The sequence below is a fragment of the Variovorax sp. RTB1 genome, assembly GCF_035018765.1.
Classification (GTDB): domain Bacteria; phylum Pseudomonadota; class Gammaproteobacteria; order Burkholderiales; family Burkholderiaceae_C; genus Variovorax.
The window spans coordinates 64,804-90,359 of the sequence record NZ_JASJXG010000016.1 but is presented as its reverse complement, the minus strand read 5'-3'; the positions used below and the strand labels follow the sequence as shown (position 1 = coordinate 90,359).

The following is a 25,556-nucleotide window of genomic DNA, read 5'->3' as shown; positions in this document are numbered from 1 at the left end:
TGGCCGTCAGGCATAAAAAAAACCCCGCCAAGGCGGGGTTCGTTTTCAGCCGATTCTTTCGAATCAGTTGGCGCGGGTACCGACCACTTCGATTTCCACGCGGCGGTTCTTGGCGCGACCTTCTTTGGTCTTGTTGTCAGCAACAGGTTGCGACTCGCCCTTGCCTTCGGTGTAAACGCGGTTGCGTTCGATACCTTGGGAGACCAGGAATGCCTTGACAGCTTCGGCGCGGCGAACCGACAGACGCTGGTTGTAAGGCACGGTGCCGATCGAGTCGGTGTGACCGACAGCGATGATCACTTCGAGATTGACGCCACGGATCTTGGAGACCAGGTCGGTCAGCTTGGCGCGACCTTCAGGCTTCAGGACCGACTTGTCGAAGTCGAAGAATGCATCAGCAGCGAAGGTAACCTTCGATGCGGCAACGGCCGGCGGAGCCGGAGCTGCGCCAGGCGCTGCGGGCACGACGCCAGCAACAGGAGGGGCAGCGGGGACGAGCGCGCCATCGCAACCCTCGGCAGCCGTTGCGGGCGTCCAGTTGGCATCGCGCCAGCAGAGTTCGTTGGTGCCGTTCTTCCACACCAGTTCGTTCGTGCTGTTTTGCCAGTTGTCGATCACGGCACCACCATCAGCAGCGGTAACACGCGTCTGCGCGCCGGCGGCCGTGGCGAGCGCAGCGACTGCAAACGTCATCGCCACTTTATTCAGTTTCTTCATGGTTCTCCTCTTGGGGAAAAAGCCGCAGCCGCGCTGCGAATCAAGGACGTTTTAAGTGACCACCACCCAAAACGTTGAGGCGATTGTGCCATAGGGTCTTTGGCAAACAGCTCGCTGGCGCCCTTGGAATCGTAGGACAGAGGCCGAATAGCCGCCTTGTGTTGCGGCGGTGCGACACCCCTTGAAGCGTAAAATTTCGCCTCCTTGCTGTCTGCGTGCCACCCATGACCTCGTTCGCCAAAGAAACCTTACCTATTAGTCTCGAAGAGGAGATGCGCCGCAGCTACCTGGATTACGCGATGAGCGTGATCGTCGGTCGCGCACTGCCCGATGCGCGCGACGGCCTCAAACCAGTGCATCGACGCGTGCTCTTCGCGATGCACGAACTCAACAACGACTGGAACCGGCCGTACAAGAAGTCGGCCCGTATCGTCGGCGACGTCATCGGCAAGTACCATCCGCATGGCGACCAGTCGGTCTACGACACCATCGTTCGCATGGCGCAGAACTTTTCGATGCGCCACATGCTGGTCGACGGCCAAGGTAATTTCGGATCGGTCGACGGCGATATGGCCGCGGCAATGCGATATACCGAAATTCGGCTCGCAAAAATTGCGCACGAAATGCTGGCCGATATCGACAAGGAAACGATCGATTTTCAGGACAATTACGATGGCTCCGAAAGAGAGCCTGCTGTTCTGCCGAGCAAGCTACCCAATTTGCTGGTCAATGGCGCCGGCGGAATTGCAGTGGGTATGGCCACCAACATCCCTCCGCATAACCTGAACGAAGTGGTCGACGCCTGCCTGCATTTGCTGCGCAATCCGACCGCCTCGATCGACGAACTGATGGAGATCATTCCGGGACCCGACTTCCCTACCGCCGGGATCATCTACGGCATCAACGGCATCAAGGACGGGTACCGCACCGGACGCGGCAAGGTCGTGATGCGCGCCCGCTGCCACTTCGAGGACATCGACCGCGGTCAGCGGCAGTCGATCATCGTCGACGAGCTGCCTTACCAAGTGAACAAGAAGACGCTTCAGGAGCGCATGGCCGAGCTGGTCCACGAGAAGAAGATCGAAGGCATCAGCCACATCCAGGACGAATCCGACAAGTCGGGCATGCGGCTGGTGATCGAGCTCAAGCGGGGTGAAGTGCCGGAGGTCGTGCTGAACAACCTCTACAAGCAGACCCAGCTACAGGACACTTTCGGGATCAACATGGTCGCGCTGATCGACGGTCAGCCCAAGCTGTGCAGCTTGAAGGATTTGATCGAGGTCTTCCTGACGCACCGCCGCGAAGTGGTAACGCGCCGCACCGTCTACACCTTGCGCAAAGCCCGCGAACGCGGCCATGTGCTGGAAGGCCTTGCCGTCGCACTCGCGAACATCGACGAATTTATTGCGATCATCCGCAATGCGCCAACGCCGCCGGTGGCCAAGTCCGAGCTGATGGCGCGCCCGTGGGACAGCAAGCTCGTGCGCGAAATGCTCACCCGCACACGCGCCGACGGCGGTGTGATCAACGCCGACGACTATCGGCCTGACGGGCTGGAGGCCGAGTTCGGCATAGGCGGCGACGGTCTGTACCGGCTGTCTGAAACGCAGGCCCAGGAAATCCTGCAAATGCGCCTGCAGCGCCTGACCGGCCTCGAGCAGGACAAGATCGTCTCCGAGTACAAAGAAGTGATGTCCGAGATTGACGACCTGCTCGACATTCTGGCCAAGCCAGAACGCGTTTCGACCATCATTGGCGACGAACTGGCGACCATCAAACAGGAATTCGGACAGACCAAGCTCGGCGCGCGCCGCAGCCAGATCGAGCACAGCGCTTTCGACCTGTCGACCGAAGACCTGATCACGCCCACCGACATGGTGGTTACGCTTTCGCACAGCGGCTATATAAAGAGCCAGCCTCTCGGCGAGTACCGGGCCCAGAAGCGTGGCGGCCGCGGCAAGCAGGCCACGGCGACGAAAGAGGACGACTGGATCGACCAGCTCTTCATCGCCAACACACACGACTACATCCTGTGCTTCTCGAACCGCGGCCGACTGTACTGGCTCAAGGTCTGGGAAGTCCCGGCAGGTTCACGCGGGTCGCGCGGACGACCGATCGTCAACATGTTCCCGCTGCAAGAAGGCGAAAAAATCAACGTCGTGCTGGCGCTGACCGGCGAAAAGCGCACCTTCCCTGCCGATCAATACGTCTTTATGTCGACCTCGATGGGAACGGTCAAGAAGACAACGCTCGACGAGTTCAGCAACCCGCGCAAGGCCGGCATCATTGCCGTCGACCTCGATCCGGGCGACTATCTGGTCGGCGCCGCACTGACAGACGGCAAGCACGACGTCATGCTTTTCTCAGACGGCGGCAAAGCGGTTCGCTTCGACGAAAACGACGTGCGCCCGATGGGCCGCAATGCACGCGGTGTGCGCGGCATGATGCTCGAAGACGGCCAGGGCGTTATCGCCATGTTGGTGGCGGAAGACGAGCAACAAAGCGTGCTGACGGCAACAGCGAATGGTTACGGAAAGCGCACAAGCATTACCGAATACACGCGTCATGGTCGCGGAACCAAAGGCATGATTGCGATTCAACAGAGCGAGCGCAACGGCAAGGTGGTTGCCGCCACTCTGGTGCACGCGGACGACGAAATCATGCTCATTACCGACAAGGGCGTGCTCGTTCGCACCCGTGTCGCCGAAATTCGCGAACTCGGTCGCGCGACGCAAGGCGTCACGCTGATCGGCCTCGATGAAGGCGCCAAACTCAGCGGTCTACAACGCATCGTCGAAAACGATGCCGTGGCCGAGCTCGAGCCCGGCACCGACGACACTTCCTCATCTTCAACGGAGAATCCCAGTGAATAAATTCAAACTTGCGCTGCTGACCACGGCGCTGGCCGCCAGTTCCATGGCCATGGCCCAGGACAAGGCGCCGCTCATTAAGCAGTTCATCGAGCTGCAACGCCCCGGAATCGAATCGCTTGCGCGCGGTTTGGTCGAACAGTCGAGTGCCCCAATCGCTCAGGCCGGTTCCGCTTACCTTCAAACTCAGGTGCCCGCCGACAAGCGCGAGGCTGCCGCAAAGGCTGCCGATGCCGAGCTCAAAAAGTATTTCGACGAGTCGTACCCCATCGTGCGCGACAAGGCCGTCGCACTCGCCCCTGACGCGCTCGGCCCCCTCATGGACCAGAGTTTTACCGCCGACGAGCTGAAGCAACTGGTCGCCTGGATCAGCTCGCCGTTGAGCAAGAAGTACCAGGAACTGAATCCGAAGATGCAGACCGCGCTGACCGAAAAGCTGGTTGCAGAAACGCGTTCGACCATCGAGCCGAAGATGAAGACGCTCGACGAGAACGTCGCCAAGGCTCTGGGTGCTCCGGTCGGAGGCGCTGCACCGGCCGCCAGCCGCCCTGCGCCACCCGCCAAAGCGCCTGCCAAGAAGTAATCAGGACCCGCTCGATAGCGATGACGCGCCCCTATAACTTCTCCGCGGGTCCGGCCGCGATGCCGGAGACGGTGCTCCAGCGCGCCGCCGAAGAAATGCTCGATTGGCACGGCAGTGGCATGGGCGTGATGGAGATGAGCCATCGCGGCAAGGAGTTTGGTTTGATCGCGATGCAGGCGGAGGCGGACTTCCGCACGCTGCTCGCGGTGCCCTCCAACTTCCACGTCCTATTCATGCAAGGTGGCGGTTTGGGTGAAAACGCGATCGTTCCTCTGAACCTTTCGCGTGGTACGACGGCCGACTTCGTGGTTACTGGCAGTTGGAGCGTGAAGTCGCACAAAGAGGCGCAGCGCTACTGCAATGCGAACATCGCTGCCAGCAACGCCGCGGACGGCCACACGCGACTTCCCGAGCCATCGACCTGGAAGCTCACAAGCGACACTTCGTACGTGCACGTGTGCACCAACGAAACGATCAATGGCGTCGAGTTTCAGGAATTGCCCGACTTGGCGGCACTCGGTTGCAAGGCGCCGCTCGTCATCGACTTTTCATCGCACGTCGCGTCGCGCAGCGTCGACTGGAGTCGCGTCGGCCTCGCGTTTGGCGGTGCGCAAAAGAACCTCGGTCCGGCCGGCCTGACGATCGTCGTGGTGCGCGATGACTTGCTCGATCGCGCGCTGAATATCTGCCCGAGCGCATTCAACTACAAGACGGTTGCCGACAACCATTCGATGTACAACACGCCACCGACCTGGGGCATCTATGTCGCGGGGCTCACGTTTCAATGGCTGCTGCATCAAACCGAGGGCGAGTTGTCGGGCGTTGCAGCGATGGAGCAACGTAACGCTACCAAAGCCAGCTTGCTCTATAACTTTGTCGACGGCTCGGCGTTCTACGACAACAAGGTCGACGCGAGCTGCCGTTCGCGCATGAATGTGCCTTTCTTCCTGCGCGACGAAAACCGCAACGAGGCGTTCCTGGCAGGCGCTCGCGACGCCGGATTGCTGCAGTTGAAGGGCCACAAATCGGTCGGCGGAATGCGCGCCAGTATCTACAACGCCATGCCGCTCGCGGGCGTGCAGGCGCTGGTGGGCTACATGCGAGAATTCGAGCGAACGCACGCCTGATTCAGCTGCGAATTCGATTTGATGACCGCCTCTGCTCCACCGTCCGACCCCTCCGTTCCCAATTCCGAAAGCCTTTTGGGGCTGCGCGTGCAGATCGATTCGCTCGATCAGCAACTGCTCGAACTGCTAAACCAGCGTGCACACGTCGCCGAACAGGTGGGTGAGATCAAGAAACGCGAGGGCACGCCATTCTTCAGACCCGATCGCGTCGCGCAAGTCATCGAAAAGATGCAGCACACCAATGCGGGTCCGCTGAAGGATTTGCATGTGGCGGCGATCTGGCGCGAAATCATGTCGGCGTGTCTGGCGCTCGAATCGCCCCAACGCGTTGCCGTGCTGGGGCCGGAAGGCACGTTCTGCGAACAGGCTGCCATCGAATACTTCGGCGGCGCAGCCGACCTCGTTTACTGCGCGAGCTTCGATGAGGTCTTTCATGCGACTGCTGCGGGCAGCGCGCAATACGGCGTTGTCGGGGTTGAAAATTCGACCGAGGGCGTCGTTACGCGGTCGCTCGATCTGTTCTTGCATTCGCCCGCTCATGTAGTGGGCGAAGTAAGCCTGCTGATCCGCCACAACCTGCTGCGCACGACCAATGTGCTGGACGACATCGAGGTCGTGCTGGCGCACCCGCAAGCGCTGGCGCAGTGCCAGACATGGCTTTCCAAGCATTTGCCAAATGCCGAGCGTCGCGCGGTGTCCAGCAACGCTGAAGGTGCCCGGCTGGCGTCAACGAATCCGGCCTGGGCTGCTCTCGCGAGCGAGCGCGCGGCGACGCGGTTCGGCTTGCACATCATCGCCCATGCTATTCAGGACGACGCCTACAACCGCACGCGCTTCGCCATCATCTGCCTGCCCGAAACGCTGGCGACACCGCCCATCTCGGGGCGCGACTGCACGAGCCTCGTGGTGTCCGTCACCAACCGTCCTGGCGCGCTGCACGACCTGCTCGTGCCGCTGAAGACCCACGGTGTTTCGATGACCCGATTCGAGTCGCGCCCTGCGCGCACGGGCCAGTGGGAGTATTACTTCTACATCGACCTTGACGGTCATCCGCTGCAACCCAATGTCGCCGCCGCACTTGCCGAACTGCGCACCACGTGCGCGTTCTACAAAATGCTGGGCGCCTACCCTGTGAACGCCTGACGCCGCAATGTTCGAGCAACTCGGTTTGATCGGCTGCGGACTCATGGGCGGCTCGTTTGCGCTGGCGTTGAAACGCGCCAAGCTGGTAAAGCGCGTGGTCGGCTACAGCAAGTCACCGTCAACCACGGAGCGTGCCAAACAACTCGGCGTCATCGACGTTGCAGCGCCCTCCGCGCTGCTCGCCGTATCGGGTGCTGATCTGGTGCTGATCGCGGTGCCCGTCGCTGCATCCGAGGCCACTTTCAAAGCGATCCGTCATGGCCTCTCGCCCGACACGCTGATCATGGACGTCGGCTCCACCAAAGGCGACGTGATCGAGGCGGCGCGGCGCGGGTTGCAAGACCAGTTTTCGAGCTTCGTTCCAGCGCATCCGATCACCGGCAAGGAAGTGGCCGGCATCGAGCATGCCGACGCGGGGCTCTACGCTGGTCGGCAGGTCGTGCTCACGCCAGTGAAGACAACGCTCCGCTCGAAAGTTCAGTGCGCGTCTCAGGTATGGACCGACATCGGCGCGCACGTCGTCACGATGACCCACCAGGATCATGATTTGGCTCTCGCCGCGGTCAGCCACTTGCCGCATCTGGTCGCTTTCGCTTTTACCAACGCAATTGCGGCGCACCCGCACGGCGCGCGCTTCATGGCGCTGGCAGGGCCGGGTTTTCGCGACTTTTCGCGCATCGCCGCCAGCGACCCTGCCGTGTGGCGCGACATCTTGCTGGCCAACCGCGAGCAGGTGCTGTTGCAGTCGCAGGCCTTCCGAAAGCAGCTGACGCAATTCGAGGCGCTGATTGCTTCGGGCGATTCTCAGGCGCTGGAAAACGCGATCGCCGAGGCAAGCCGAACGCGGGCGCAGTGGCAGCCGTCCGGCTCCTCTTCCGGCAACTGACGCCCGATGTTTTCGACGCCATTTCTCGACCTGCCCCCGCTGGTCGCAGCGGCAGGCACGGTGCAACTGCCCGGCTCCAAGAGCATCTCGAACCGGGTGTTGCTGCTGGCCGCGCTCGCGAGCGGCACGACGACGGTGCACGACCTGCTCGATTCCGACGACACGCGCGTGATGCTGGACGCCCTGGTCCAACTCGGGTGCGGTGTGCAGCACGACGGCGGCACCACGCGCATCGAAGGGTTGGGCGGTCAACTCGGCGTCGCTTCGGCGGCCCTCTTTCTCGGCAATGCCGGCACCGCCATGCGGCCGTTGACCGCCGCGTTGGCGCTGCTCGGCGGCGAGTTCGAACTGAGCGGCGTGCCACGCATGCACGAGCGACCGATCGGCGATCTGGTCGACGCGCTCACGCAGTTCGGTTGCCGCATCGATTACCTCGGCAACCCGGGCTACCCGCCGCTGCGGATTCATCCAGTCGACCACGTCGCGCTGGCGCTCGACACGCCGATCCGCGTGCGCGGTGATGTGTCGAGTCAGTTTCTGACGGCCCTGCTCCTGGCGCTGCCGCTGGCCGCGACGCGCGACATAGTGATCGAGGTCATGGGCGAACTGATTTCCAAGCCTTACATCGAAATCACGCTCAATTTGCTTGCGCGCTTCGGCATCTGTGTGCGCCGCGATGGCTGGGAACGTTTCACGATTCCTGCCGGCAGCTGCTATCGCTCGCCAGGCGACATTCATGTCGAGGCCGATGCTTCGTCTGCCAGTTACTTCATTGCTCTGGGTGCGATCGCGACCGGAGGCGCGAAAGCCGCGGATGGCCCGAGCAGCGCAGTGGCCTCGCTCCGCATCGAAGGGGTCGGTGCCGACTCCATCCAGGGCGACATCCGCTTCGTCGAAGCCGCGCGGCAAATGGGCGCCGACATCACGAGCGGCGCCAACTGGCTCGAAGTGCGGCGCGGCGCCTGGCCGCTGAAGGCAATCGACCTCGACGCCAATCACATCCCCGATGCCGCCATGACGCTGGCCGTGATGGCGCTCTACGCCGACGGCCCGAGCACGCTGCGCAACATCGCCAGTTGGCGCGTGAAGGAAACCGATCGTATCGACGCGATGGCGAACGAACTGCACAAGTTGGGCGCCACCGTAGAGGCCGGACCGGACTTCATTCGCGTACATCCCTTGCCAACGGGCGGATGGCACGCCGCCAGCATCCACACGTATGACGATCACCGCGTCGCCATGTGCTTTTCGCTAGCCGCGTTCAATCCGGATCGAATCGGGGTTCGTATCCTCGATCCACATTGCGTAGCAAAGACCTTTCCCGACTACTTCGAAACGCTGTTTTCGGTGGTCGAGCCTGCATCTGTGCCGGTCATCTGCATCGATGGCCCGACCGCTTCGGGCAAAGGCACGCTGGCGGTCGAAGTTGCGTATCGGCTCGGCTACCACTACCTTGATTCCGGCTCACTCTATCGCGTGACCGGCCTCGCGATGCGACGCCAAGGCTTCATGCCCGAGCCACAGCACGAAGCGCAAATCGCAGACATGGCGCGCTCGCTGCCGCTGCGTTTCGTCGAAGGCAAGGTCATGCTCGCCGACGAAGACGTGACCGACGCGATTCGCAGCGAAGCCGCCGGTATGGACGCGTCGCGCGTGTCTGCATTGCCGGCCGTGCGCGAGGCCTTGTCCGCCCTGCAAAAGAGCTTTCAGCGGTTGCCCGGACTGGTGGCCGACGGGCGCGACATGGGCACCGTCATCTTCCCCGATGCGCCGCTCAAGGTTTACCTCACGGCCAGCGCCGCCCACCGCGCCGAGCGCAGGTATAAGCAGTTGATTTCAAAGGGTATTTCGACTACACTCGACAGTCTTCGCGCTGACTTGGAGGCACGCGACGCAAGGGACTCATCCCGCAGCGTTGCGCCTCTCAAACCCGCGCAAGATGCCCGCCGCTTGGACAACTCCAGCCTTTCGATCGAACAGTCGGTCGTCCAGGTGTTGGCTTGGTGGCAGCAAACACAGCCCTTCAAGGAAGCTTGACCGGCTGCGTGGTTCCAGCCGGTCCCTGCCGCGCGACAAGCGCACCGGCCTGCTGGTTTTTTTAACTCAACCCGGGCTACTTGCCCACAACCGCCGTCTACAGAACTTACGCAGCCGCACGCAATTTCGCACTGGCGCCTGCTCACCCTGCCTGACGGAAGGAACCATAAATGTCTGAATCTTTTGCTGAACTGTTCGAAGAATCGCTGAAGCGTTCCGAGATGCGTACTGGCGAGGTCATCACGGCCGAAGTCATCCGCGTCGAACACAACCACGTCGTCGTTAACGCCGGGCTCAAGTCCGAAGCGTACGTGCCGATCGAGGAGTTCAAGAACGACAAGGGCGAGCTCGAAGTGCAGGCCGGCGACTTCGTTTCCGTTGCCATCGGCAGCGTCGAAAACGGCTACGGCGACACTATCCTGTCGCGTGACACCGCCAAGCGTCTCGCTTCATGGCTGGCGCTTGAAAAAGCCCTGGAATCGGGCGACTTCGTCACCGGCACCACCAGCGGCAAGGTCAAGGGCGGCCTGACCGTTCTGGTCAACGGCATCCGCGCATTCCTGCCGGGCTCGCTGATCGACACGCGTCCTATCAAAGACCTGACCCCGTACGAAAACAAGACCCTCGAATTCAAGGTCATCAAGCTCGATCGCAAGCGCAACAACGTGGTCTTGTCGCGTCGCGCCGTGGTCGAAGCCAGCATGGGCGAAGAACGCGCCAAGCTGATGGAAACATTGAAGGAAGGCGCAGTCGTGCGCGGTGTCGTCAAGAACATCACCGAATACGGTGCGTTCGTCGACCTCGGCGGTATCGACGGCCTGCTGCATATTACCGACATGGCATGGCGTCGTGTTCGCCACCCGAGCGAAGTCGTCCAGGCCGGCCAGGAAATCACCGCCAAGATCCTCAAGTTCGACACCGAAAAGAACCGTGTCTCACTGGGTCTGAAGCAAATGGGCGACGACCCATGGATGGGCGTTTCGCGCCGCTACCCTCAATCGACCCGCCTGTTCGGCAAGGTCACGAACATTGCCGACTACGGCGCGTTCGTCGAACTCGAACCCGGCATCGAAGGCCTGGTGCACGTCTCCGAAATGGACTGGACCAACAAGAACATCGCTCCGAACAAGATCGTCTCCCTGGGCGATGAAGTCGAAGTCATGGTCCTGGAAATCGACGAAGACAAGCGCCGGATCAGCCTGGGCATGAAGCAGTGCAAGGCCAATCCGTGGCAAGAGTTCGCGCAAAACACGAAGCGTGGCGACCGCGTCAAGGGCCCGATCAAGTCGATCACCGACTTCGGCGTGTTCGTTGGCCTGGCAGCAGGCATCGACGGCCTGGTTCACCTCTCCGACCTCTCGTGGAACGAAACCGGCGAAGCCGCTGTTCGCAACTACAAAAAGGGCCAGGAAGTCGAAGCGCTCGTGTTGGCAGTCGATGTCGACCGCGAACGCATCAGCCTCGGCATCAAGCAGCTCGACAGCGATCCGTTCACCACCTTCACGACCGTGAACGACAAGGGCCAGATCGTCACCGGCAAGGTCAAGACCGTCGACGCCAAGGGCGCTGAGATCGACCTCGGCGAAGACATCCTCGGCTACCTTCGCGCCAGCGAAATCTCCCGCGACCGCGTGGAAGATGCTCGCAACGTGCTGAAGGAAGGCGACGAAGTCACTGCTGTCGTGTTGAACGTGGACCGCAAGACCCGCAACATCCAGCTGTCGATCAAGCAGAAGGACATGGTCGACGAACAAGGCGCCATGGCCAACCTGAGCCAGCAGTCGGCACGCGAAAACGCGGGCACCACCAGCCTGGGCGCCCTGTTGCGCGCCAAGCTTGACAACAACGACAGCAAGTAAGCTGCGTCCGCAAGACAGAGCCGGCCAGGTGGCCGCTCTGTCTTTTTTTTCGCCTTCGTTTTTCTTGCGGCCTATGACACGCTCTGACCTCGTCGAAGAACTTGCAGCCCGATTCGCGCAACTGACACATCGCGATGCCGAATACGCGGTCAAGACGATTCTCGACGCCATGAGCGAAGCGCTCGTGCGCGGGCATCGCATCGAGATTCGCGGCTTCGGCAGCTTCTCGGTCAATCGGCGACCGCCGCGCATCGGACGCAATCCACGCTCGGGCGAGAGCGTGCAGATCCCCGAAAAGCGGGTGCCGCATTTCAAACCGGGCAAGGCACTGCGCGAAGCGGTAGATGCTCGCACCGCCGAGCTCGACGCCGCGAGCCGCAACGCCTGATGGCAAAATCGTCGCGCCAACGGGGATGCGCATGAAATACCTCCTGTGGCTGCTCAAGGCAGCCATTTTTTTTACCCTCTTCGCCTTTGCGCTGAACAACCAGCAAGACGCGACGGTCTATTTCTTCTTCGGTACCTTCTGGCGCGCACCGCTCGTGCTGGTCGTGCTGGCCGCATTCACGGGTGGCCTGGTGGTCGGCGCCCTCGGCATGCTGCCTGGCTGGTGGAAGCACCGCGTCGCCGCAACCCGAATCCCGGAGACGCTCCCCGTCGCAACGGCAGCCCCGGCGGCTAACGTGGAACTGCCTGTGGCACGACAACATGGACTTTGACTTCAGCTGGCTATTGCTCGGCTTGCCGATCGCTTTCGTTCTCGGCTGGCTGGCATCGCGCTTCGACCTGCGACAGTTGAAGCTCGAGAACCGTCAGGCACCCAAGGCCTACTTTCGCGGCCTTAACTTTCTGCTGAACGAACAGCAGGACCAGGCCATCGACGCCTTCATCGAAGCCGTGCAGAACGACCCCGATACGCAGGAACTGCACTTCGCGCTCGGCAACCTTTTTCGACGGCGCGGCGAGTACCAGCGCGCTGTGCGGGTACATGAACATCTGCTCGGACGCGGCGACCTGAGCCGCGCTGACCGCGACCGCGCGCAGCACGCATTGGCGCAAGACTTCCTGCGCGCCGGCCTGCTCGATCGCGCAGAAGCCGCACTGCAAAAGCTCGAAGGCACACGCTATGAGAACGAGGCCCGTTTGTCGTTGTTGGCAATCTACGAGCGCTCGCGCGAATGGGCGCAAGCGGCCGAGGTCGCGCAAAAACTCGATGACTCGGACCAGGCCAGCTACGGCACGCGCCGCGCCCATCATCTGTGCGAGCAAGCCGCCGAGCAGACCGCAGCGGGCGACCTTTCTGCTGCAGCGCAGTTGCTCGCTCAAGCGACCGCTCTGGCGCCGCAAGCCCCACGGCCGGCCATCGACACGGCCAACCTTCAACTGCGCAATGGCGAGTCGGCAGCGGCCTTCGAAACATTGATGGCCCTGTCGGAAGCTGCGCCGCTGGCGTTGCCGCTCTTCGCCGCGTCGTTGCAGCAGGCTGCCGTAGCGTCACAGCGTGCCGGAGAAGCGCTCGCGTTGCTGCAGCGCCGTTATGCCGCGTCACCATCGATCGACGTGCTCGAGGCCGTCATCGCGCTGGGCGGCACGCCGATCCTGCCGGACGATCTCACCTCAGCCGAAGCACCGACGCCACGAGACGGCTACATCGCGCATTTGACCCATCAGCCCTCGCTTGTGGCCGCATCGCGCTGGCTCGCGGGAGAAACGCTGACCCACGAACAGTTTCATCCGCAGGTTCAACGTGCGCTTGACCAGGCCACACGGCCACTGATGCGCTACCGGTGTGCCGCTTGCGGCTTCGAGGCGCACCAGTATTTTTGGCACTGCCCGGGCTGCCAGGCATGGGACAGCTACCCGCCGCGACGTGTCGAAGAACTGTGAGTAAGAGCCAACAGAACGCTGAGCCTCACCCCAAGATTTGATGAGTTTTTGCGGCGTGGGTATTGAGACATTTGATTGGGAAATCCCGGTCAACGCCCGTTGTCGCGACTCCGTTGAAACGAAGCCGGCGCGTCTTGCGCCGTGCTTTCACATCAATAAATCAGGGAGTAGTAATCATGTTCAAGAAATTTGCAGCGGCTCTGGCCGCCATGGTGTTCGCAGTCGCTTCGTTCGCCGCAGTCGATGCCAATAAGGGTACGGCCGCAGAACTCGATGGCCTCAAAGGTGTCGGCCCCGCGATGTCGAAGCGCATCATCGATGCGCGCACCACCAGCCAGTTCAAAGACTGGCCCGACCTCATGAGCCGCGTCAAGGGCGTCAAATCCAAGACGGCAACCAAGCTTTCCAACGAAGGCTTGACCATCAACGGTGAAGCTTTCAAGGGAGCAGTCGATGCAGCACCGGCGAAGTCGGCTAAGAGCGCAAAGGTCGCCGTCAAGGAAGACGCCAAGCCGAAGGTCGCCGCCAAGCCGTGATCAGATCACGTGCTGCGATTTCAAGACGAAGTCAGCAGCAAAGAAAAAGCCGCCTTCGGGCGGTTTTTTTGCGTCTGCGTCGTCTGCGTGCTCACGTCGGTGCCGGTGCCGGTGCAATGACGGCATCGGCATGATCGTCCGGCCCTGCGCCGTCATGCTGCAGAACACGACCGGCAAGGACAGCAACGTGATCGCCAAGGCGGCCATTCCGTTCTTCTTTTGTTTGGTAGTCTGCATCGCGCTCATGACGATTTTCCCGAGTATCGTGACCCTCCGTCCCCACCTGATGATGGGCGTAGAAAAGTAACCAAACCATGTTCCTGCAAGGCCTCGCCATCTGCATTGCCGCGTGCGTCGGCGCTTTGTTGCGGTGGGGCGTGCAGCTCTGGCTCAACCCCGGCGGCACCTTGCCGTGGGGCACGCTGGCAGTCAATCTGGTCGGCGGCTTCCTGATCGGAATCTGCATCGCGGCCTTCGACGCCTTTCCCGATATCGACCCTGCCTGGCGCTTGATGGCGATCACCGGCTTTCTCGGCACGCTGACCACGTTTTCCAGCTTCTCCGCCGAAGTGGTCGGCATGCTGCTGCAGGGTCGCGCTGGCCTGGCGCTCGGAACCGTCGCGCTGCATCTCGGCGGCTCGCTCTGCCTGACCTGGCTCGGCTTTCGCGCGGCCCAATCCGTGCTTGCGTGAGTCGGGAAGTGCCTGTGACAGCGCCCCCATCCAACGCATACCAAATGCCAAAGTAATACTTCTTCAATAAGGTCCGCCGTCAATTCCCTGCCTTCATCGTCATGGGGCTGCTGATCGTGCTTGCGACGCCGTTCGTGCCGTTGAAGATGGCGACCGACTGGCAGCCAGATGCCAACCTCGAGGCCGGTCGGCAAAGCCCGAAAAACTAGCGCAGTTCGCAAGGCTCGTCCAACAAGGCGGTCGATAGAATCATTCTCGATGCCCCTGGTTTTCCTCGTCGTCCTCCCCTTCGTTGCCAGTCTGCTGGCGGCGCTGCTGCCGTCCAATGCGCGCAATCGGGAGTCGACTCTGGCAGGGCTTGTCGCGTTGGGCTGTGCGATTCAAACGGCCTGGTTTTTCCCGCGACTGGCCAACGGCAACGTGCTGCGGCAAGAGATCGAATGGTTGCCCGAACTGGGCCTCAATCTCGTGTTTCGCATGGATGGCTTCGCATGGCTGTTCTGCATGCTGGTGCTGGGCATCGGCGCGCTGGTGGTGCTCTACGCGCGCTACTACATGTCGGCGTCGGACCCGGTGCCACGCTTCTTCTCGTTCTTCCTCGCATTCATGGGCGCGATGATGGGCGTGGTGCTCTCGGGCAACCTGATGCAGATGGTGTTTTTCTGGGAGCTCACCAGCCTCTTCTCGTTCCTGCTCATCGGCTACTGGCACCACCGGCGCGACGCCCGACGAGGCGCTCGCATGGCGCTCACCGTGACAGGTGCCGGCGGGCTCTGCCTGTTGGCCGGCGTGCTGGTGCTGGGCCGCATCGTTGGCAGCTACGACCTCGATGTCATACTCGCTTCGGGCCAATTGATCCGCAGCGACACGCTCTACCCGGTCGTGCTGGTGCTGGTGCTGCTCGGCGCCTTCACCAAGAGCGCGCAGTTTCCGTTTCACTTCTGGCTGCCGCGCGCCATGGCGGCGCCGACCCCCGTGTCGGCTTACCTGCATTCGGCCACGATGGTGAAGCTCGGCGTGTTCCTGATGGCCCGGCTGTGGCCGGTCCTGTCGGGCACTGAAGAATGGTTCTGGCTGGTCGGTGGCGCGGGCGCCATCACGCTGCTGCTCGGTGGCTTCATCGCGATGTTCCAGCGCGACCTGAAGGCGCTGCTCGCTTACTCGACCATCTCGCACCTCGGCCTCATCACGCTGCTGCTCGGGCTCAACAGCCCACTGGCTGCGGTGGCAGCCGTCTTCCACATCATGAATCACGCGACCTTCAAAGCGTCGCTGTTCATGGCCGCCGGCATCATCGACCACGAGAGCGGCACGCGGGATATCCGCAAGCTGAGCGGGCTGCTCAAGCTGATGCCGATCACCGGCACGCTGGCGATCATCGCGAGCGCATCAATGGCCGGCGTGCCGCTGCTCAACGGCTTTTTATCGAAGGAAATGTTCTTCGCAGAAACCGTGTTTATTCAATCGACCCCGTTGATCAACTGGGGCCTGCCGATTCTGGCGACGCTCGCGGGCATCTTCAGCGTGACCTATTCGGCGCGCTTCGTGTTCGACGTGTTCTTCGGCCCGACCTGCGCGTCGCCCGACGTGCCACGTACGCCGCACGAGCCGCCGCACTGGATGCGGGTGCCTGTCGAACTGCTGGTGTTGCTTTGTCTGGTCGTCGGCGTCGCGCCCGCCTGGTCGATCGGCGCGCTGCTGGCGACTGCGGCCGCGCCGGTGGTCGGTGGCGAACTGCCCAAATACAGCCTGGCGGTGTGGCACGGTTTCAATCTGCCGCTGATGATGAGCTTCGTCGCGCTGGTCGGTGGTGCGGCGTTGTACCTGCTGCAGCGCAAGCGCCGCGCGGCGGGCGCCCTGGAGCAAACACCGTTGCTGCATCGGTTCGATGGCCAGCGCATGTTCGAGCATGCGCTCGCACAGTTGAGCGAGGCAGGCCGCCGCAGTCGGCGTCTGCTCGGCACGCGCCGGCTGCAGTCGCAACTGCTGCTGCTCATCGGCTTCGCTGTCGTTGCCGCAGGCGCTGCGCTCTGGCAAACGCCGGCGGTACGCGGTGGCCGCGAGTTGCTGCCGTTCTCCCCGATGTTCGCCATGACCTGGCTCATCGGCATCGTGTGCGCGCTGGGCGCAGCGTGGCAGGCCAAGTTCCACCGCCTCGCCGCGCTCATGCTGGCGTCGGGCGCCGGGCTGGTCTGCTGCATCACTTTCATCTGGTTCTCCGCGCCCGACCTGGCGCTGACGCAACTGGTTGTCGAGGCCGTCACCACCGTGCTGATGCTGCTCGGCCTGCGCTGGCTGCCGATGCGCAAAGAGGCAACGCAGCCGGCCCGCACACAGCTGCGGCAATGGAGTCGCCGCGGTCGCGACGTGCTGCTTGCGACAGCGGCGGGCGCGGGTATGGCGTCGCTCGCGTGGCTCTTCATGACGCGGCCGTTTCCGCGCAGCATCTCGCCCTTCTTTCTTGAACATGCACAGACCGAAGGCGGCGGCACCAATGTCGTCAACGTGATGTTGGTCGACTTCCGCGGCTTCGATACCTTCGGCGAGATCACCGTGCTCGGCGTGGTCGCACTCACGATCTACGCACTGCTGCGCCGCTTTCGGCCGGCGCCCGAATCGATGGCCTTGCCGGCGCAACAACGCGCGCAGGACGACGGCAGCAGCGACCTGCTCAACCCGCGGCTCGCCAAAGACACGGCCGTCGGCTACCTGATGGTACCGGCCGTGCTGGTGCGCCTGCTGCTGCCGCTGGCGGTTCTGGTGTCCATTTACTTCTTCATGCGTGGTCACAACGCGCCGGGCGGCGGCTTTGTCGCCGGGCTGGTGATGTCGGTCGCGCTGCTGCTGCAGTTCATCGTGTCGGGCACCGAATGGGTCGAGGAGCACTTGCGCATCTATCCTCGGCGCTGGATCGCTATCGGCCTGTTGCTGGCGCTGGTGACCGGCGGTGGGTCGGTGGTGCTTGGCTATCCGTTCATGACGACGCACACCGCGCACCTGCATCTGCCCCTGCTGGGCGAAGTGCACGTGCCGAGCGCGCTCTTCTTCGACATCGGCGTGTTCGCACTGGTGCTCGGCGCCACCATGCTGATCCTGACGGCGCTCGCGCACCAATCGGTGCGCAGCCACCGCTGGGCCGAAGAGCAGGACGAGCGCGAGGCCGAGGCCAAAGCGGCCACAGCGGCCACAGCGTCGGCCTTATCCGCGCCACCCGCGGAGGCCGCTGCCTGATGGAACTCGTTCTCGCCATCGCGATCGGCGTGCTCACCGGCTCCGGCGTCTACCTGCTGCTGCGCCCGCGCACGTTCCAGGTCATCGTCGGTCTCACGCTGATGTCTTATGCCGTCAACCTTTTTATGTTCAGCACCGGCCGGCTGGCGGTCGACAGTGAACCGGTGCTGATGAAGGGGCTCAAGGCCACGCTCGCCAACACCGCCGATCCGATGCCGCAGGCGCTGGTGCTCACCGCCATCGTCATCGGCTTCGCGATGACCGCGTTGTTCCTCGTCGTGCTGCTGGCCTCGCGCGGACTGACCAGCACCGACCACGTCGACGGCGAAGAGGTCCGGCGTGAATGAGCTGACCCACATGCTCGACCGGCTGCTCGAGTTCAGCATGCCGCACCTGGTCGCTGTGCCGATCCTGGTGCCGATGTTCACCGCCGCGCTCATGTTGCTGCTGGGGGAACAGCAGCGACGGCTCAAGTCCGCGGTGAGCGTGATCTCCGGCCTGGTCGGCCTGCTGGCGGCGCTGGCGTTGCTGCGCTGGGTCAACGCACCCGACACCGGCACCGGGCCGGGCTCCATCGGCGTCTACCTGCCCGGTAACTGGAAGGCGCCCTTCGGCATCGTGCTGGTGGCTGACCGGCTCTCCACCATGATGGTGGCACTCACCGGCGTGATCGCTTTCGCGGCATCGATCTATTCGACCTCCCGATGGGACCGTGCCGGCGTGCACTTTCATCCCTTGCTGCAACTGCAGTTGATGGGCCTGAATGGCGCGTTCCTCACCGGCGACCTGTTCAACCTCTTCGTGTTCTTCGAGGTGATGCTGGCGGCTTCCTACGGCTTGCTGCTGCACGGCTCTGGCCGTTTGCGGGTGCAGGCAGGCCTGCATTACATCGCGATCAACCTCGCGGCGTCGTCGCTGTTCCTCGTCGGCGCAGCGATGCTCTACGGCGCGACAGGCACGCTGAACATGGCCGACCTCGGCATGCGCATCGCGCAGATCGCACCGGCCGATCGCGGCCTGGTGCACGCGGCGGCTGCCATCCTGGCGACGGCCTTCTTCGCGAAGGCGGGCGCGTGGCCGCTCAACTTCTGGCTGGTGCCGGCGTACAGCGCCGCCGTATCGCCTGTCGGTGCGGTGTTCGCGTTGCTCACCAAGCTCGGCATCTACACGATCCTGCGTTTGTGGACCACGCTCTTCGCGCCCGACACCGGCCTGTCTGCGCAATTCGGCCAGGGCGTGCTCATCGGTGTCGGCCTCGTCACGCTGTGCATCGGCGCGCTCGGTATCGTCGGCACGCAGCGGCTGTCGAACCTCGCCGGCTACAGCGTGCTCATCTCCGCCGGCACGCTGCTCGCTGCGGTCGGGCTGGGCGACCCGGCCGTGTGGTCCGGTGCGCTCTACTACCTGGTGAGTTCAACCCTCGCGGTCAGCGCGTTCTTCCTGCTGATCGACATGATCGAGCGCTGGCGCAACGCCGGCGTGAGCATCGCGCCGCACGAGCAATCGGGCAATGCCCCCTTTTTGGCCGAAGATCTGAAGCCGCTCGCCGGCGTCAACCTCGACGACGAACAGCAGGCGCTCTATGGCCGCGCCATTCCGGCCGGCATCGCGTTCCTCGGCCTGAGCTTCATGGCCTGCACGCTGTTGCTGGCGGGCTTGCCACCGCTCTCCGGCTTCGTCGGCAAGTTCGCGATGCTGTCGGGACTGCTCGATGCACCCGTGGTGACGCCGGCCGGCATCGCCTTCATGGTGCTGCTGATCACCTCGGGCTTCCTGACGTTGCTCGCGTTGAGCCGCGCCGGTATCCGGCATTTCTGGACGCAGGTGCACGCGACCATGCCTTCGTTGCCCGCGCTCGAAGTGCTGCCCGTCGCGGCGCTCCTGGTCGCCGCCGCAGCCTGGACGATTGCCGCCAACCCGGTCATGCACCACGCGATCGAAACCGCCAATGGGTTGCGCACGGCCACGGCCTACCGGCACGCGGTGATGAACGCGAGGCAGGTTGCCAATCCAGTACCCAAACGTGCAGCCGCCGCGCCGGGCCCAGTTTCTGGTGAGGTCGTGCAATGAAGCGCTGGCTGCCCTCGCCGCCGCTCTCGCTCGCGCTCTTCATCGTGTGGCTGCTGCTCAACCAGTCGATGGATTTCTCGACACTGTTGCTAGCCGCCATCCTGTCGATCGCGGTGCCGCTGCTCACGCGCAGCCTGCGCCCCGCCACCGTGCGCATGCAACGGCCCGGCGTCGCGCTGATGCTCGTCGGGCGCGTCATGGTCGACCTGTCGGTGTCGGCATGGACGGTCGCTCGCATGCTGCTCACGCGCCGCACCGCAGACATCCACTCTGCATTCGTCAAGGTGCCGCTCCAGATGCGCGACCCCAACGGCCTGGCCGTGCTGGCGATGATCCTGTGCCTGACGCCCGGTACTGCGTGGGCCGAGCTGTCGTTCGACAGCTCCGTGCTGCTGATCCACGTGTTCGATGTCGACGACGAGGCCGCATTCATCGCGCAAGTGCAGCAAAGGTACGAGCGCCCCCTCATGGAGATCTTCGAATCATGACGCCGGTGCTGCTCTGGGCGCTCAAGCTGGCACTGCTGCTGCTGGCGGTCGCGATGCTGTGCGCGCTCGCCCGCCTGACGATCGGTCCCACCGCTCAGGACCGCATCACCGCGCTCGACTGTCTCTACATCAATGGCATGCTGATGATGCTGGTGCTCGGCATCGTGTACGCGAGCAATGTGTACTTCGAGGCGGCGCTGCTGATCGCGCTGTTCGGCTTCGTCGGCTCGACGGCGTTGGCCAAGTTCTTGTTGCGTGGCGAGGTGATCGAATGAACGACGCTTTTCTCGGCGGCCCGTTGCCGCTTTGGGCAGAGATCGTCACCGCGGTGTTCGTGGTGGTCGGCGCCGCCTTTGCCGCCATCGGCTCATTCGGGCTGGTGCGCCTGCCGACCTTTTTCCGGCGCATCCATGCGCCCACCATCGGCGCCACGCTGGGCGTGTGGTGCATGACGATCGCGACGATCGTCTACTTCTCAGTGCAGGGCGGCAACCTGTTCTTGCACGCTCTTCTCATCACAGTTTTCGTCGCGCTGACGGCACCGGTGACGACGATATTTTTGATGCGAGCGGCCTTGTTCAGAGAGCGACAAAAAGGGGGCGATGTTCCGCCGGCGTCGAAACGCGATTAAGGTGGCGCTCATGAGCAAATCGATCATTGCCCGGCTCGGGCTGTCTGGCCTGCTGGTTCCACTTGGCATGGCCTGCTACGCCTCCGCGCTCGCGCAAGACGCACCGAAAGTCCCGATCCAGACCGATGACAAGGGCAGCGTCTACGTCGCACCCAATGTTTCGTCGACAGAGACCTCGATGGACGCGAAAGGCGCCACGGTCGGCGTTCAGCAGAAGGACGGCAGCGGTGTCTACACCGGCATGGACACATCGACTCCGCGTCCAACCTATTCGGTAGGCGGCAGCACCGGTGGCAACACGTCTTTCTCGGCGGGCGTCAACTCCGACGGAAAAGAGAACAAGGGCATGAAGGCCGGTATCACCATCAAGTACTGATCGCAGGCCGATGGCCCCGCGGCGCTTCCGAGTCGCTTATTCCTTGCTTATTCCTTCACCGACCCCGTCATCCCGGACACGTAGTACTCGACGAAGAACGAGTAGATAAAAGCCACCGGCAGCGAGCCGAGCAGCGCACCGGCCATGAGCGGGCCCCACTGGTACACGTCGCCCTGCACCAGCTCTGTGACCACGCCGACCGGCAAGGTTTTCATCTCGGATGACGAGATGAATGTCAGCGCATAGATGAACTCGTTCCACGACAGCGTGAAGGCAAAGATGCCGGCCGAGATCAAGCCCGGCACAGCCAGCGGCAGCACGATCTTGATCAGGATCTGCCAGCGATTAGCGCCATCGATCAGCGCGCACTCTTCGAGCTCGGCCGGGATCGACCTGAAGTAACCCATCAACAGCCAGGTACAAAAGGGAATCAGGAAGGTCGGGTACGTAAGGATGAGCGCCCAGCGCGAGTCGAACAGGCCGAGGTTGAACACCACATTAGCCAACGGAATGAACAGGATCGACGGCGGCACCATGTACGCCAAGAAGATCGACAGGCCGACCTGCTTGGAGCCGGTAAAGCGCAGCCGTTCGATGGCGTAAGCCGCGAACACCGAGGCTGCGAGCGAGACGAAGGTCGACACGACGGAGACCAGCACCGTGTTCCACAGCCACTGCGGATAAGAGGTTTCGAACAGCAGTTTGTAGAAGTGCCCGAGGGTCGGCTTGATCACCCAGAACGGATTGCCGTCGCGCGACAGCAGCTCCGCATCAGGCTTCACCGAAGTGATCGCCATCCAGTAGAACGGGAACAGCAGCACGATCAAAAAGACCAGCAGCGGCAAATACACCGTCACCATCTTGCGTGGCAACGAGTCCAGAAAACTCATGCCGACGGTGTCGACCTGGTTGTTGGGATTGCTCATTTGTCGCTTCCGCCTTGTTGCCATGCACGGCGTTGGAGGCCGAAGAAACTGAACATCACGCAGGCCAGCAGGAACGGCACCATTGCGATGGCAATGGCGGCGCCCTCACCGAGCGCACCGCCGGAGATGGCACGCTGGAACGACAGGGTCGCCATCAGGTGGGTCGCGTTGAGCGGGCCGCCACGGGTGATGACGTAGATCAACTGGAAGTCGGTGAACGTGAACAGCACCGAGAAAGTCATGACCACCGCGATGATGGGCGTCAGCAGCGGCATCGTCACGTGGCGGAACTGCTGCCACGGCGTCGCCCCGTCGATGGCCGACGCTTCATAGTACGAAGGCGAAATCGTCTGCAGGCCGGCGAGCAAGGTGATGGCCACGAAAGGCACGCCGCGCCACACGTTGGCGATGATGACCGCGATGCGCGCGTTCCACGGGCTACCGAGAAAGTCGATGTACGTATCGATCAGCCCCATCCTGACCAGAGCCCAACTGATGATGGAAAACTGCGAGTCGTAGATCCACCAGAACGCGATGGCCGACAGCGCGGTCGGCACGATATACGGCAGCAGGATCACCGCGCGGAAAAAGGTCTTGAAGCGGATGTTCTTGTTAAGAAGAATTGCAAGCCACAAGCCCAGAATGAACTTGAACACGCTCGCCACGGCTGTGTAGAAGAGCGTGTTGAAAAGTGCGAGCCGCACCACGGCGTCGCCCCACAGGTACTCGTAGTTTTCAAGCCCGACCCAATGGCCGGGGCGACCGACCTTGGCATCGGTGAAGCCCAGGTAGGTGCCCAGCCCCAACGGGTACGTCAAGAACAGCAGCAGCAATACCGCGGCCGGCAACATGAACATGAAGCCGAGCGCGTTGCGACTGTTCTGCATCCTTGCGAGCAGAGGCATCGGGCGCGCCGCGGCGGCTGGCTGCAGCCGACCGCCGTTGGCCCCTGACGATGAAGTGACGACCCGTGGTGTGGACATTTATCTGGCGACTTCTCTGAGCTGGTAAAGCTTGTGGTTAAAGCTTGTAGTAACGCTCGGCGCGCTTCTGTGCGCGCTCGGCGGCTTCCTTCGGCGTCTTGGCGCCGCTGGCGGCTTCAGCCACCATGTTCGGAATGATGAAGTCCGCTGCCGCACCAGCCGAGGCGTAACCCAGCTTGCCGTCGTAGCCCGCAGGACGCAGGTTCTTCACCGAATCGCGGTACGGCGTGTTCTTCGGATCCGAGCTCCAGATCGTGTTCGCTTCGTAAGCGCGCAAGGGCTGCGCGACATACCCGCCGCCACCTTGAAGCCACGGATCGAACTGTTCTTTTTCCATCATGAATCGCAGGAACTCCTTAGATGCCTGCGGAAATTTCGTGTACTTCATGATCATCTGGTTGAAGAACAGATGCGACTCGGTGGGCACGCCGACCGGGCCGATCGGGAACACCGCGTGGTTGATGTCGGCGGCCATCTCCTTGACCTTGGGGTCCGGCGAATTCTTGGCGGCGTAGTAGATCGAGATGCCGTTGTTGGTCACGCTGATCTGGCCATCGAGAAAAGCCTTGTTGTTGTTCGGGTCGAGCCACGACAAGGTGCCAGGAATGAAGTTGGCGTAGAGCTCCTTGCTGTACTCCAGTGCCTTGATGGTCTCCGGGCTGTCGATCACGACCTTGTTGGTCTTGTCGACCAACTTGCCGCCGAATGCCCAGACCAGCCAGTTGGTCCATACGCTGTCGCCGGTCGCATTGCCGAGCGCCATGCCACCGGGCGTGCCCTTTTCTTTCAGCGCCTTGAACAGTTTCAGGAAGTCGTCGGTGTTCTTCGGGAAGGTGTCGAACCCGGCTGCCTTGACCATGCTCTCGCGATACACGATGAGCGAGCCCGAAGCGCCGAGCGGCAAGCCCAGCCACTTCTTGCCGTCGGGCCGCATGAAGGCCTCGCCGGCCGGATACCAGCCGCCGTACTTCTTGCCGAGGTATTCGGCCAAGTCGGTCACGTCGAGCAGCTTGTCGGGGTACAGGTTGGCATCGTCGTTGGTCGACAGAATGATGTCGGGGCCGGCACCGGTGTTGGCCGCCACTGCCGCCTTGGGACGCACGTCTTCCCAGCCCTCGTTGTCGACGCGCACCTCGACACCCGTGACCTCGGTGAATTTCTTGACGTTGGCCATGTAGGCGTCGATATCGCCCTGCACGAAACGGCTCCAGCGCAAAACGCGCAGCTTGGCGCCTTTTTCGGGTTTGAAGGTCATCGTCTGCGCTTGCGCCGACGAAGAAAACAGCGCAGTGCCGGTGCCGAGTGTGGCTACTGCGGCGACGCCGGCAGAGCTTTCCAGAAACTTGCGGCGGTTGAAGTCACTCATTCATGTCTCCTAGGTGTGAACGGGGTCAACAGATAACTCAGGCCACCAGCCGTTCGCCGGTGCCTGCATCGAAAAGGTGTGCGCGCTGCAGGTCGGGCTGCAGATGGATCGTGGTGCCGGGCACGAAGTCGTGGCGCTCGCGGAACACGGCCGACAGCTCGGCGCCTTCATGCCGGCACGACACGAAGGTGTCCATGCCGGTGGGCTCCAACACCACGACCTTCGCAGGGATGCCACCCGCGTCGGCCAGCAACAGGTGCTCGGGCCGTGTGCCGTAGACGACAGGTTGGCCATCGGCACCGCCCGCCTGCAACGGCGCATCGAGCCGCGTGCCGTCATGCAGTTCGACATGCGCTGCACCGGAATTACGGCGCAGCGTGCCGGGCAGGAAGTTCATCGACGGCGACCCGATGAAGCCGGCGACGAACTGATTCGCTGGCCGGTCATACAGCTCGAGCGGGCTGCCGGTCTGCTCGATGCGGCCATCGCGCATCACCACGATCTTGTCGCCCATCGTCATCGCTTCGATCTGGTCGTGCGTGACATAGATCGACGTCGTCTTCAGGCGCTGATGCAGCTCCTTGATCTCGCTGCGCATCGCGACGCGCAGCTTGGCATCGAGGTTGGAAAGCGGTTCGTCGAACAAAAAGACCTGAGGGTCGCGCACGATGGCGCGACCCATCGCCACGCGTTGCCGCTGACCACCAGACAGTTGTCGCGGATAGCGGTCAAGCAACGGAATCAGCGCCAGAATTTCGGCGGCGCGCTTGACCTTCGACTCGATGATCGACTTGTCGGCCTTGGCCAGCGCGAGCGAGAACGCCATGTTGTCGCGCACCGTCATGTGCGGATACAGCGCGTAGTTCTGGAACACCATCGCGATGTCACGCTCCTTAGGTGGCAAGTCGTTGACGCGCTTTTCGCCGATGCGAATTTCGCCGCCGTTGATTTGCTCCAACCCCGCGATCATGCGCAGCAACGTCGACTTGCCGCAGCCCGAAGGGCCGACCAGCACGGTAAAGGAACCGTCCTTGATGTCGATGTCGACGCCGTGCAGGATCGGGACATCACCGAAGTTCTTCTTGACACCCTGGATCGTGACGCTGGCCATGCAGATGGAATCCTCAAAAATTCTCGAACAAACTTAA

At 62.6% G+C, this 25,556-nt stretch carries 24 protein-coding genes and 1 pseudogene; 20 read left to right on the top strand and 5 right to left on the bottom strand.

Annotated features, from left to right (window positions below; translation table 11 throughout):
- Nucleotides 1–63: 63 nt before the first annotated feature.
- The gene (ompA, locus tag QN397_RS12555) at nt 64–717 is read right to left on the bottom strand and encodes an outer membrane protein OmpA (protein ID WP_323497373.1); all 654 of its coding nucleotides are present in this window, start codon (nt 715–717) and stop codon (nt 64–66) included.
- Between the two features lie 224 nt (nt 718–941).
- Between ompA and gyrA the strand changes: the two genes are divergently transcribed.
- The 20 genes and pseudogenes from gyrA (at nt 942) to QN397_RS12455 (ending at nt 21,133) form a co-directional block, all read left to right on the top strand.
- Entirely contained in the window at nt 942–3,590 is a 2,649-nt protein-coding gene (gene gyrA, locus QN397_RS12550; protein WP_323501004.1) for a DNA gyrase subunit A, read from the top strand.
- Nucleotides 3,583–4,170 carry a hypothetical protein gene (locus tag QN397_RS12545; protein WP_323497375.1) on the top strand — a complete coding sequence of 196 codons (588 nt, stop codon included), beginning with the start codon at nt 3,583–3,585 and terminating at the stop codon, nt 4,168–4,170. Before gyrA ends, QN397_RS12545 begins: the two co-directional genes overlap by 8 nt.
- Nucleotides 4,171–4,190: 20 nt before the next feature.
- Complete coding sequence (gene serC / locus QN397_RS12540) at nt 4,191–5,297, top strand: 3-phosphoserine/phosphohydroxythreonine transaminase (protein WP_323497376.1); 1,107 nt, start codon at nt 4,191–4,193, stop codon at nt 5,295–5,297.
- A gap of 21 nt (nt 5,298–5,318) precedes the next feature.
- The gene (gene pheA, locus QN397_RS12535; RefSeq protein WP_323497377.1) at nt 5,319–6,440 is read left to right on the top strand and encodes a prephenate dehydratase; all 1,122 of its coding nucleotides are present in this window, start codon (nt 5,319–5,321) and stop codon (nt 6,438–6,440) included.
- 7 nt (nt 6,441–6,447) lie between these two features.
- Nucleotides 6,448–7,326, top strand: coding sequence for a prephenate dehydrogenase (locus QN397_RS12530; protein WP_323497378.1), 879 nt, complete (start codon nt 6,448–6,450; stop codon nt 7,324–7,326).
- Between the two features lie 6 nt (nt 7,327–7,332).
- Complete coding sequence (locus QN397_RS12525; protein ID WP_323501003.1) at nt 7,333–9,363, top strand: bifunctional 3-phosphoshikimate 1-carboxyvinyltransferase/cytidylate kinase; 2,031 nt, start codon at nt 7,333–7,335, stop codon at nt 9,361–9,363.
- 170 nt (nt 9,364–9,533) lie between these two features.
- Complete coding sequence (gene rpsA / locus QN397_RS12520) at nt 9,534–11,222, top strand: 30S ribosomal protein S1 (RefSeq protein WP_187051070.1); 1,689 nt, start codon at nt 9,534–9,536, stop codon at nt 11,220–11,222.
- Nucleotides 11,223–11,295: 73 nt separating this feature from the next.
- Nucleotides 11,296–11,610 (top strand): integration host factor subunit beta, encoded by a 315-nt coding sequence (locus QN397_RS12515; RefSeq protein ID WP_323501002.1) that lies wholly within the window; start codon nt 11,296–11,298, stop codon nt 11,608–11,610.
- Nucleotides 11,611–11,641: 31 nt separating this feature from the next.
- Complete coding sequence (locus QN397_RS12510) at nt 11,642–11,941, top strand: LapA family protein (protein ID WP_187051068.1); 300 nt, start codon at nt 11,642–11,644, stop codon at nt 11,939–11,941.
- Nucleotides 11,931–13,109, top strand: a complete 1,179-nt coding sequence (gene lapB / locus QN397_RS12505) for a lipopolysaccharide assembly protein LapB (RefSeq protein ID WP_187051067.1) — start codon at nt 11,931–11,933, stop codon at nt 13,107–13,109. The genes QN397_RS12510 and lapB overlap by 11 nt, the downstream gene beginning before the upstream one ends.
- Before the next feature lie 176 nt (nt 13,110–13,285).
- Nucleotides 13,286–13,645 (top strand): ComEA family DNA-binding protein, encoded by a 360-nt coding sequence (locus QN397_RS12500; protein WP_323497380.1) that lies wholly within the window; start codon nt 13,286–13,288, stop codon nt 13,643–13,645.
- A gap of 154 nt (nt 13,646–13,799) precedes the next feature.
- A pseudogene (locus tag QN397_RS12495) lies at nt 13,800–13,952 on the top strand (C4-dicarboxylate ABC transporter permease); the annotation flags it as partial.
- Between the two features lie 7 nt (nt 13,953–13,959).
- Nucleotides 13,960–14,337: a fluoride efflux transporter CrcB gene (crcB, locus tag QN397_RS12490; RefSeq protein ID WP_323497381.1), complete on the top strand. Its 378-nt coding sequence runs from the start codon at nt 13,960–13,962 to the stop codon at nt 14,335–14,337.
- Between the two features lie 258 nt (nt 14,338–14,595).
- Entirely contained in the window at nt 14,596–17,568 is a 2,973-nt protein-coding gene (locus tag QN397_RS12485) for a monovalent cation/H+ antiporter subunit A (protein ID WP_323501001.1), read from the top strand.
- The gene (locus QN397_RS12480) at nt 17,568–17,915 is read left to right on the top strand and encodes a Na+/H+ antiporter subunit C (RefSeq protein ID WP_323497383.1); all 348 of its coding nucleotides are present in this window, start codon (nt 17,568–17,570) and stop codon (nt 17,913–17,915) included. Before QN397_RS12485 ends, QN397_RS12480 begins: the two co-directional genes overlap by 1 nt.
- Nucleotides 17,916–17,952: 37 nt before the next feature.
- The gene (locus tag QN397_RS12475) at nt 17,953–19,638 is read left to right on the top strand and encodes a monovalent cation/H+ antiporter subunit D (RefSeq protein ID WP_323501020.1); all 1,686 of its coding nucleotides are present in this window, start codon (nt 17,953–17,955) and stop codon (nt 19,636–19,638) included.
- Nucleotides 19,635–20,126, top strand: coding sequence for a Na+/H+ antiporter subunit E (locus QN397_RS12470; RefSeq protein ID WP_323501000.1), 492 nt, complete (start codon nt 19,635–19,637; stop codon nt 20,124–20,126). The genes QN397_RS12475 and QN397_RS12470 overlap by 4 nt, the downstream gene beginning before the upstream one ends.
- Entirely contained in the window at nt 20,123–20,401 is a 279-nt protein-coding gene (locus QN397_RS12465; protein WP_187051061.1) for a K+/H+ antiporter subunit F, read from the top strand. Before QN397_RS12470 ends, QN397_RS12465 begins: the two co-directional genes overlap by 4 nt.
- Entirely contained in the window at nt 20,398–20,757 is a 360-nt protein-coding gene (mnhG, locus tag QN397_RS12460; RefSeq protein ID WP_323497385.1) for a monovalent cation/H(+) antiporter subunit G, read from the top strand. Before QN397_RS12465 ends, mnhG begins: the two co-directional genes overlap by 4 nt.
- Nucleotides 20,758–20,767: 10 nt before the next feature.
- Nucleotides 20,768–21,133: a hypothetical protein gene (locus QN397_RS12455; protein WP_323500999.1), complete on the top strand. Its 366-nt coding sequence runs from the start codon at nt 20,768–20,770 to the stop codon at nt 21,131–21,133.
- Between the two features lie 47 nt (nt 21,134–21,180).
- On the opposite strand, the gene QN397_RS12450 is transcribed toward QN397_RS12455, so the two are convergent.
- The 4 genes from QN397_RS12450 to QN397_RS12435 all read right to left on the bottom strand — a co-directional run bounded on the left by QN397_RS12450 (nt 21,181) and on the right by QN397_RS12435 (nt 25,519).
- On the bottom strand, nt 21,181–22,059 hold the full coding sequence (locus QN397_RS12450; RefSeq protein ID WP_323497387.1) for a carbohydrate ABC transporter permease: 879 nt from the start codon (nt 22,057–22,059) through the stop codon (nt 21,181–21,183).
- The gene (locus QN397_RS12445) at nt 22,056–22,958 is read right to left on the bottom strand and encodes a sugar ABC transporter permease (RefSeq protein ID WP_323497446.1); all 903 of its coding nucleotides are present in this window, start codon (nt 22,956–22,958) and stop codon (nt 22,056–22,058) included. Before QN397_RS12445 ends, QN397_RS12450 begins: the two co-directional genes overlap by 4 nt.
- Nucleotides 22,959–23,079: 121 nt before the next feature.
- Entirely contained in the window at nt 23,080–24,408 is a 1,329-nt protein-coding gene (locus QN397_RS12440; protein ID WP_323497388.1) for an ABC transporter substrate-binding protein, read from the bottom strand.
- Nucleotides 24,409–24,445: 37 nt separating this feature from the next.
- Complete coding sequence (locus QN397_RS12435) at nt 24,446–25,519, bottom strand: sn-glycerol-3-phosphate ABC transporter ATP-binding protein UgpC (protein WP_323497389.1); 1,074 nt, start codon at nt 25,517–25,519, stop codon at nt 24,446–24,448.
- Between the last annotated feature and the right edge of the window lie 37 nt (nt 25,520–25,556).

Excerpts from the sequence above, each read along its gene's own strand:
- ompA (WP_323497373.1), bottom strand. The coding sequence starts at position 717 with ATGAAGAAACTGAATAAAGTGGCGATGACGTTTGCAGTCGCTGCGCTC.
- gyrA (WP_323501004.1), top strand. The coding sequence starts at position 942 with ATGACCTCGTTCGCCAAAGAAACCTTACCTATTAGTCTCGAAGAGGAG.
- serC (WP_323497376.1), top strand. The coding sequence starts at position 4,191 with ATGACGCGCCCCTATAACTTCTCCGCGGGTCCGGCCGCGATGCCGGAG.
- pheA (WP_323497377.1), top strand. The coding sequence starts at position 5,319 with ATGACCGCCTCTGCTCCACCGTCCGACCCCTCCGTTCCCAATTCCGAA.
- QN397_RS12530 (WP_323497378.1), top strand. The coding sequence starts at position 6,448 with ATGTTCGAGCAACTCGGTTTGATCGGCTGCGGACTCATGGGCGGCTCG.
- QN397_RS12525 (WP_323501003.1), top strand. The coding sequence starts at position 7,333 with ATGTTTTCGACGCCATTTCTCGACCTGCCCCCGCTGGTCGCAGCGGCA.
- rpsA (WP_187051070.1), top strand. The coding sequence starts at position 9,534 with ATGTCTGAATCTTTTGCTGAACTGTTCGAAGAATCGCTGAAGCGTTCC.
- QN397_RS12515 (WP_323501002.1), top strand. The coding sequence starts at position 11,296 with ATGACACGCTCTGACCTCGTCGAAGAACTTGCAGCCCGATTCGCGCAA.
- QN397_RS12510 (WP_187051068.1), top strand. The coding sequence starts at position 11,642 with ATGAAATACCTCCTGTGGCTGCTCAAGGCAGCCATTTTTTTTACCCTC.
- lapB (WP_187051067.1), top strand. The coding sequence starts at position 11,931 with ATGGACTTTGACTTCAGCTGGCTATTGCTCGGCTTGCCGATCGCTTTC.
- QN397_RS12500 (WP_323497380.1), top strand. The coding sequence starts at position 13,286 with ATGTTCAAGAAATTTGCAGCGGCTCTGGCCGCCATGGTGTTCGCAGTC.
- crcB (WP_323497381.1), top strand. The coding sequence starts at position 13,960 with ATGTTCCTGCAAGGCCTCGCCATCTGCATTGCCGCGTGCGTCGGCGCT.
- QN397_RS12485 (WP_323501001.1), top strand. The coding sequence starts at position 14,596 with ATGCCCCTGGTTTTCCTCGTCGTCCTCCCCTTCGTTGCCAGTCTGCTG.
- QN397_RS12480 (WP_323497383.1), top strand. The coding sequence starts at position 17,568 with ATGGAACTCGTTCTCGCCATCGCGATCGGCGTGCTCACCGGCTCCGGC.
- QN397_RS12475 (WP_323501020.1), top strand. The coding sequence starts at position 17,953 with ATGCCGCACCTGGTCGCTGTGCCGATCCTGGTGCCGATGTTCACCGCC.
- QN397_RS12470 (WP_323501000.1), top strand. The coding sequence starts at position 19,635 with ATGAAGCGCTGGCTGCCCTCGCCGCCGCTCTCGCTCGCGCTCTTCATC.
- QN397_RS12465 (WP_187051061.1), top strand. The coding sequence starts at position 20,123 with ATGACGCCGGTGCTGCTCTGGGCGCTCAAGCTGGCACTGCTGCTGCTG.
- mnhG (WP_323497385.1), top strand. The coding sequence starts at position 20,398 with ATGAACGACGCTTTTCTCGGCGGCCCGTTGCCGCTTTGGGCAGAGATC.
- QN397_RS12455 (WP_323500999.1), top strand. The coding sequence starts at position 20,768 with ATGAGCAAATCGATCATTGCCCGGCTCGGGCTGTCTGGCCTGCTGGTT.
- QN397_RS12450 (WP_323497387.1), bottom strand. The coding sequence starts at position 22,059 with ATGAGCAATCCCAACAACCAGGTCGACACCGTCGGCATGAGTTTTCTG.
- QN397_RS12440 (WP_323497388.1), bottom strand. The coding sequence starts at position 24,408 with ATGAGTGACTTCAACCGCCGCAAGTTTCTGGAAAGCTCTGCCGGCGTC.
- QN397_RS12435 (WP_323497389.1), bottom strand. The coding sequence starts at position 25,519 with ATGGCCAGCGTCACGATCCAGGGTGTCAAGAAGAACTTCGGTGATGTC.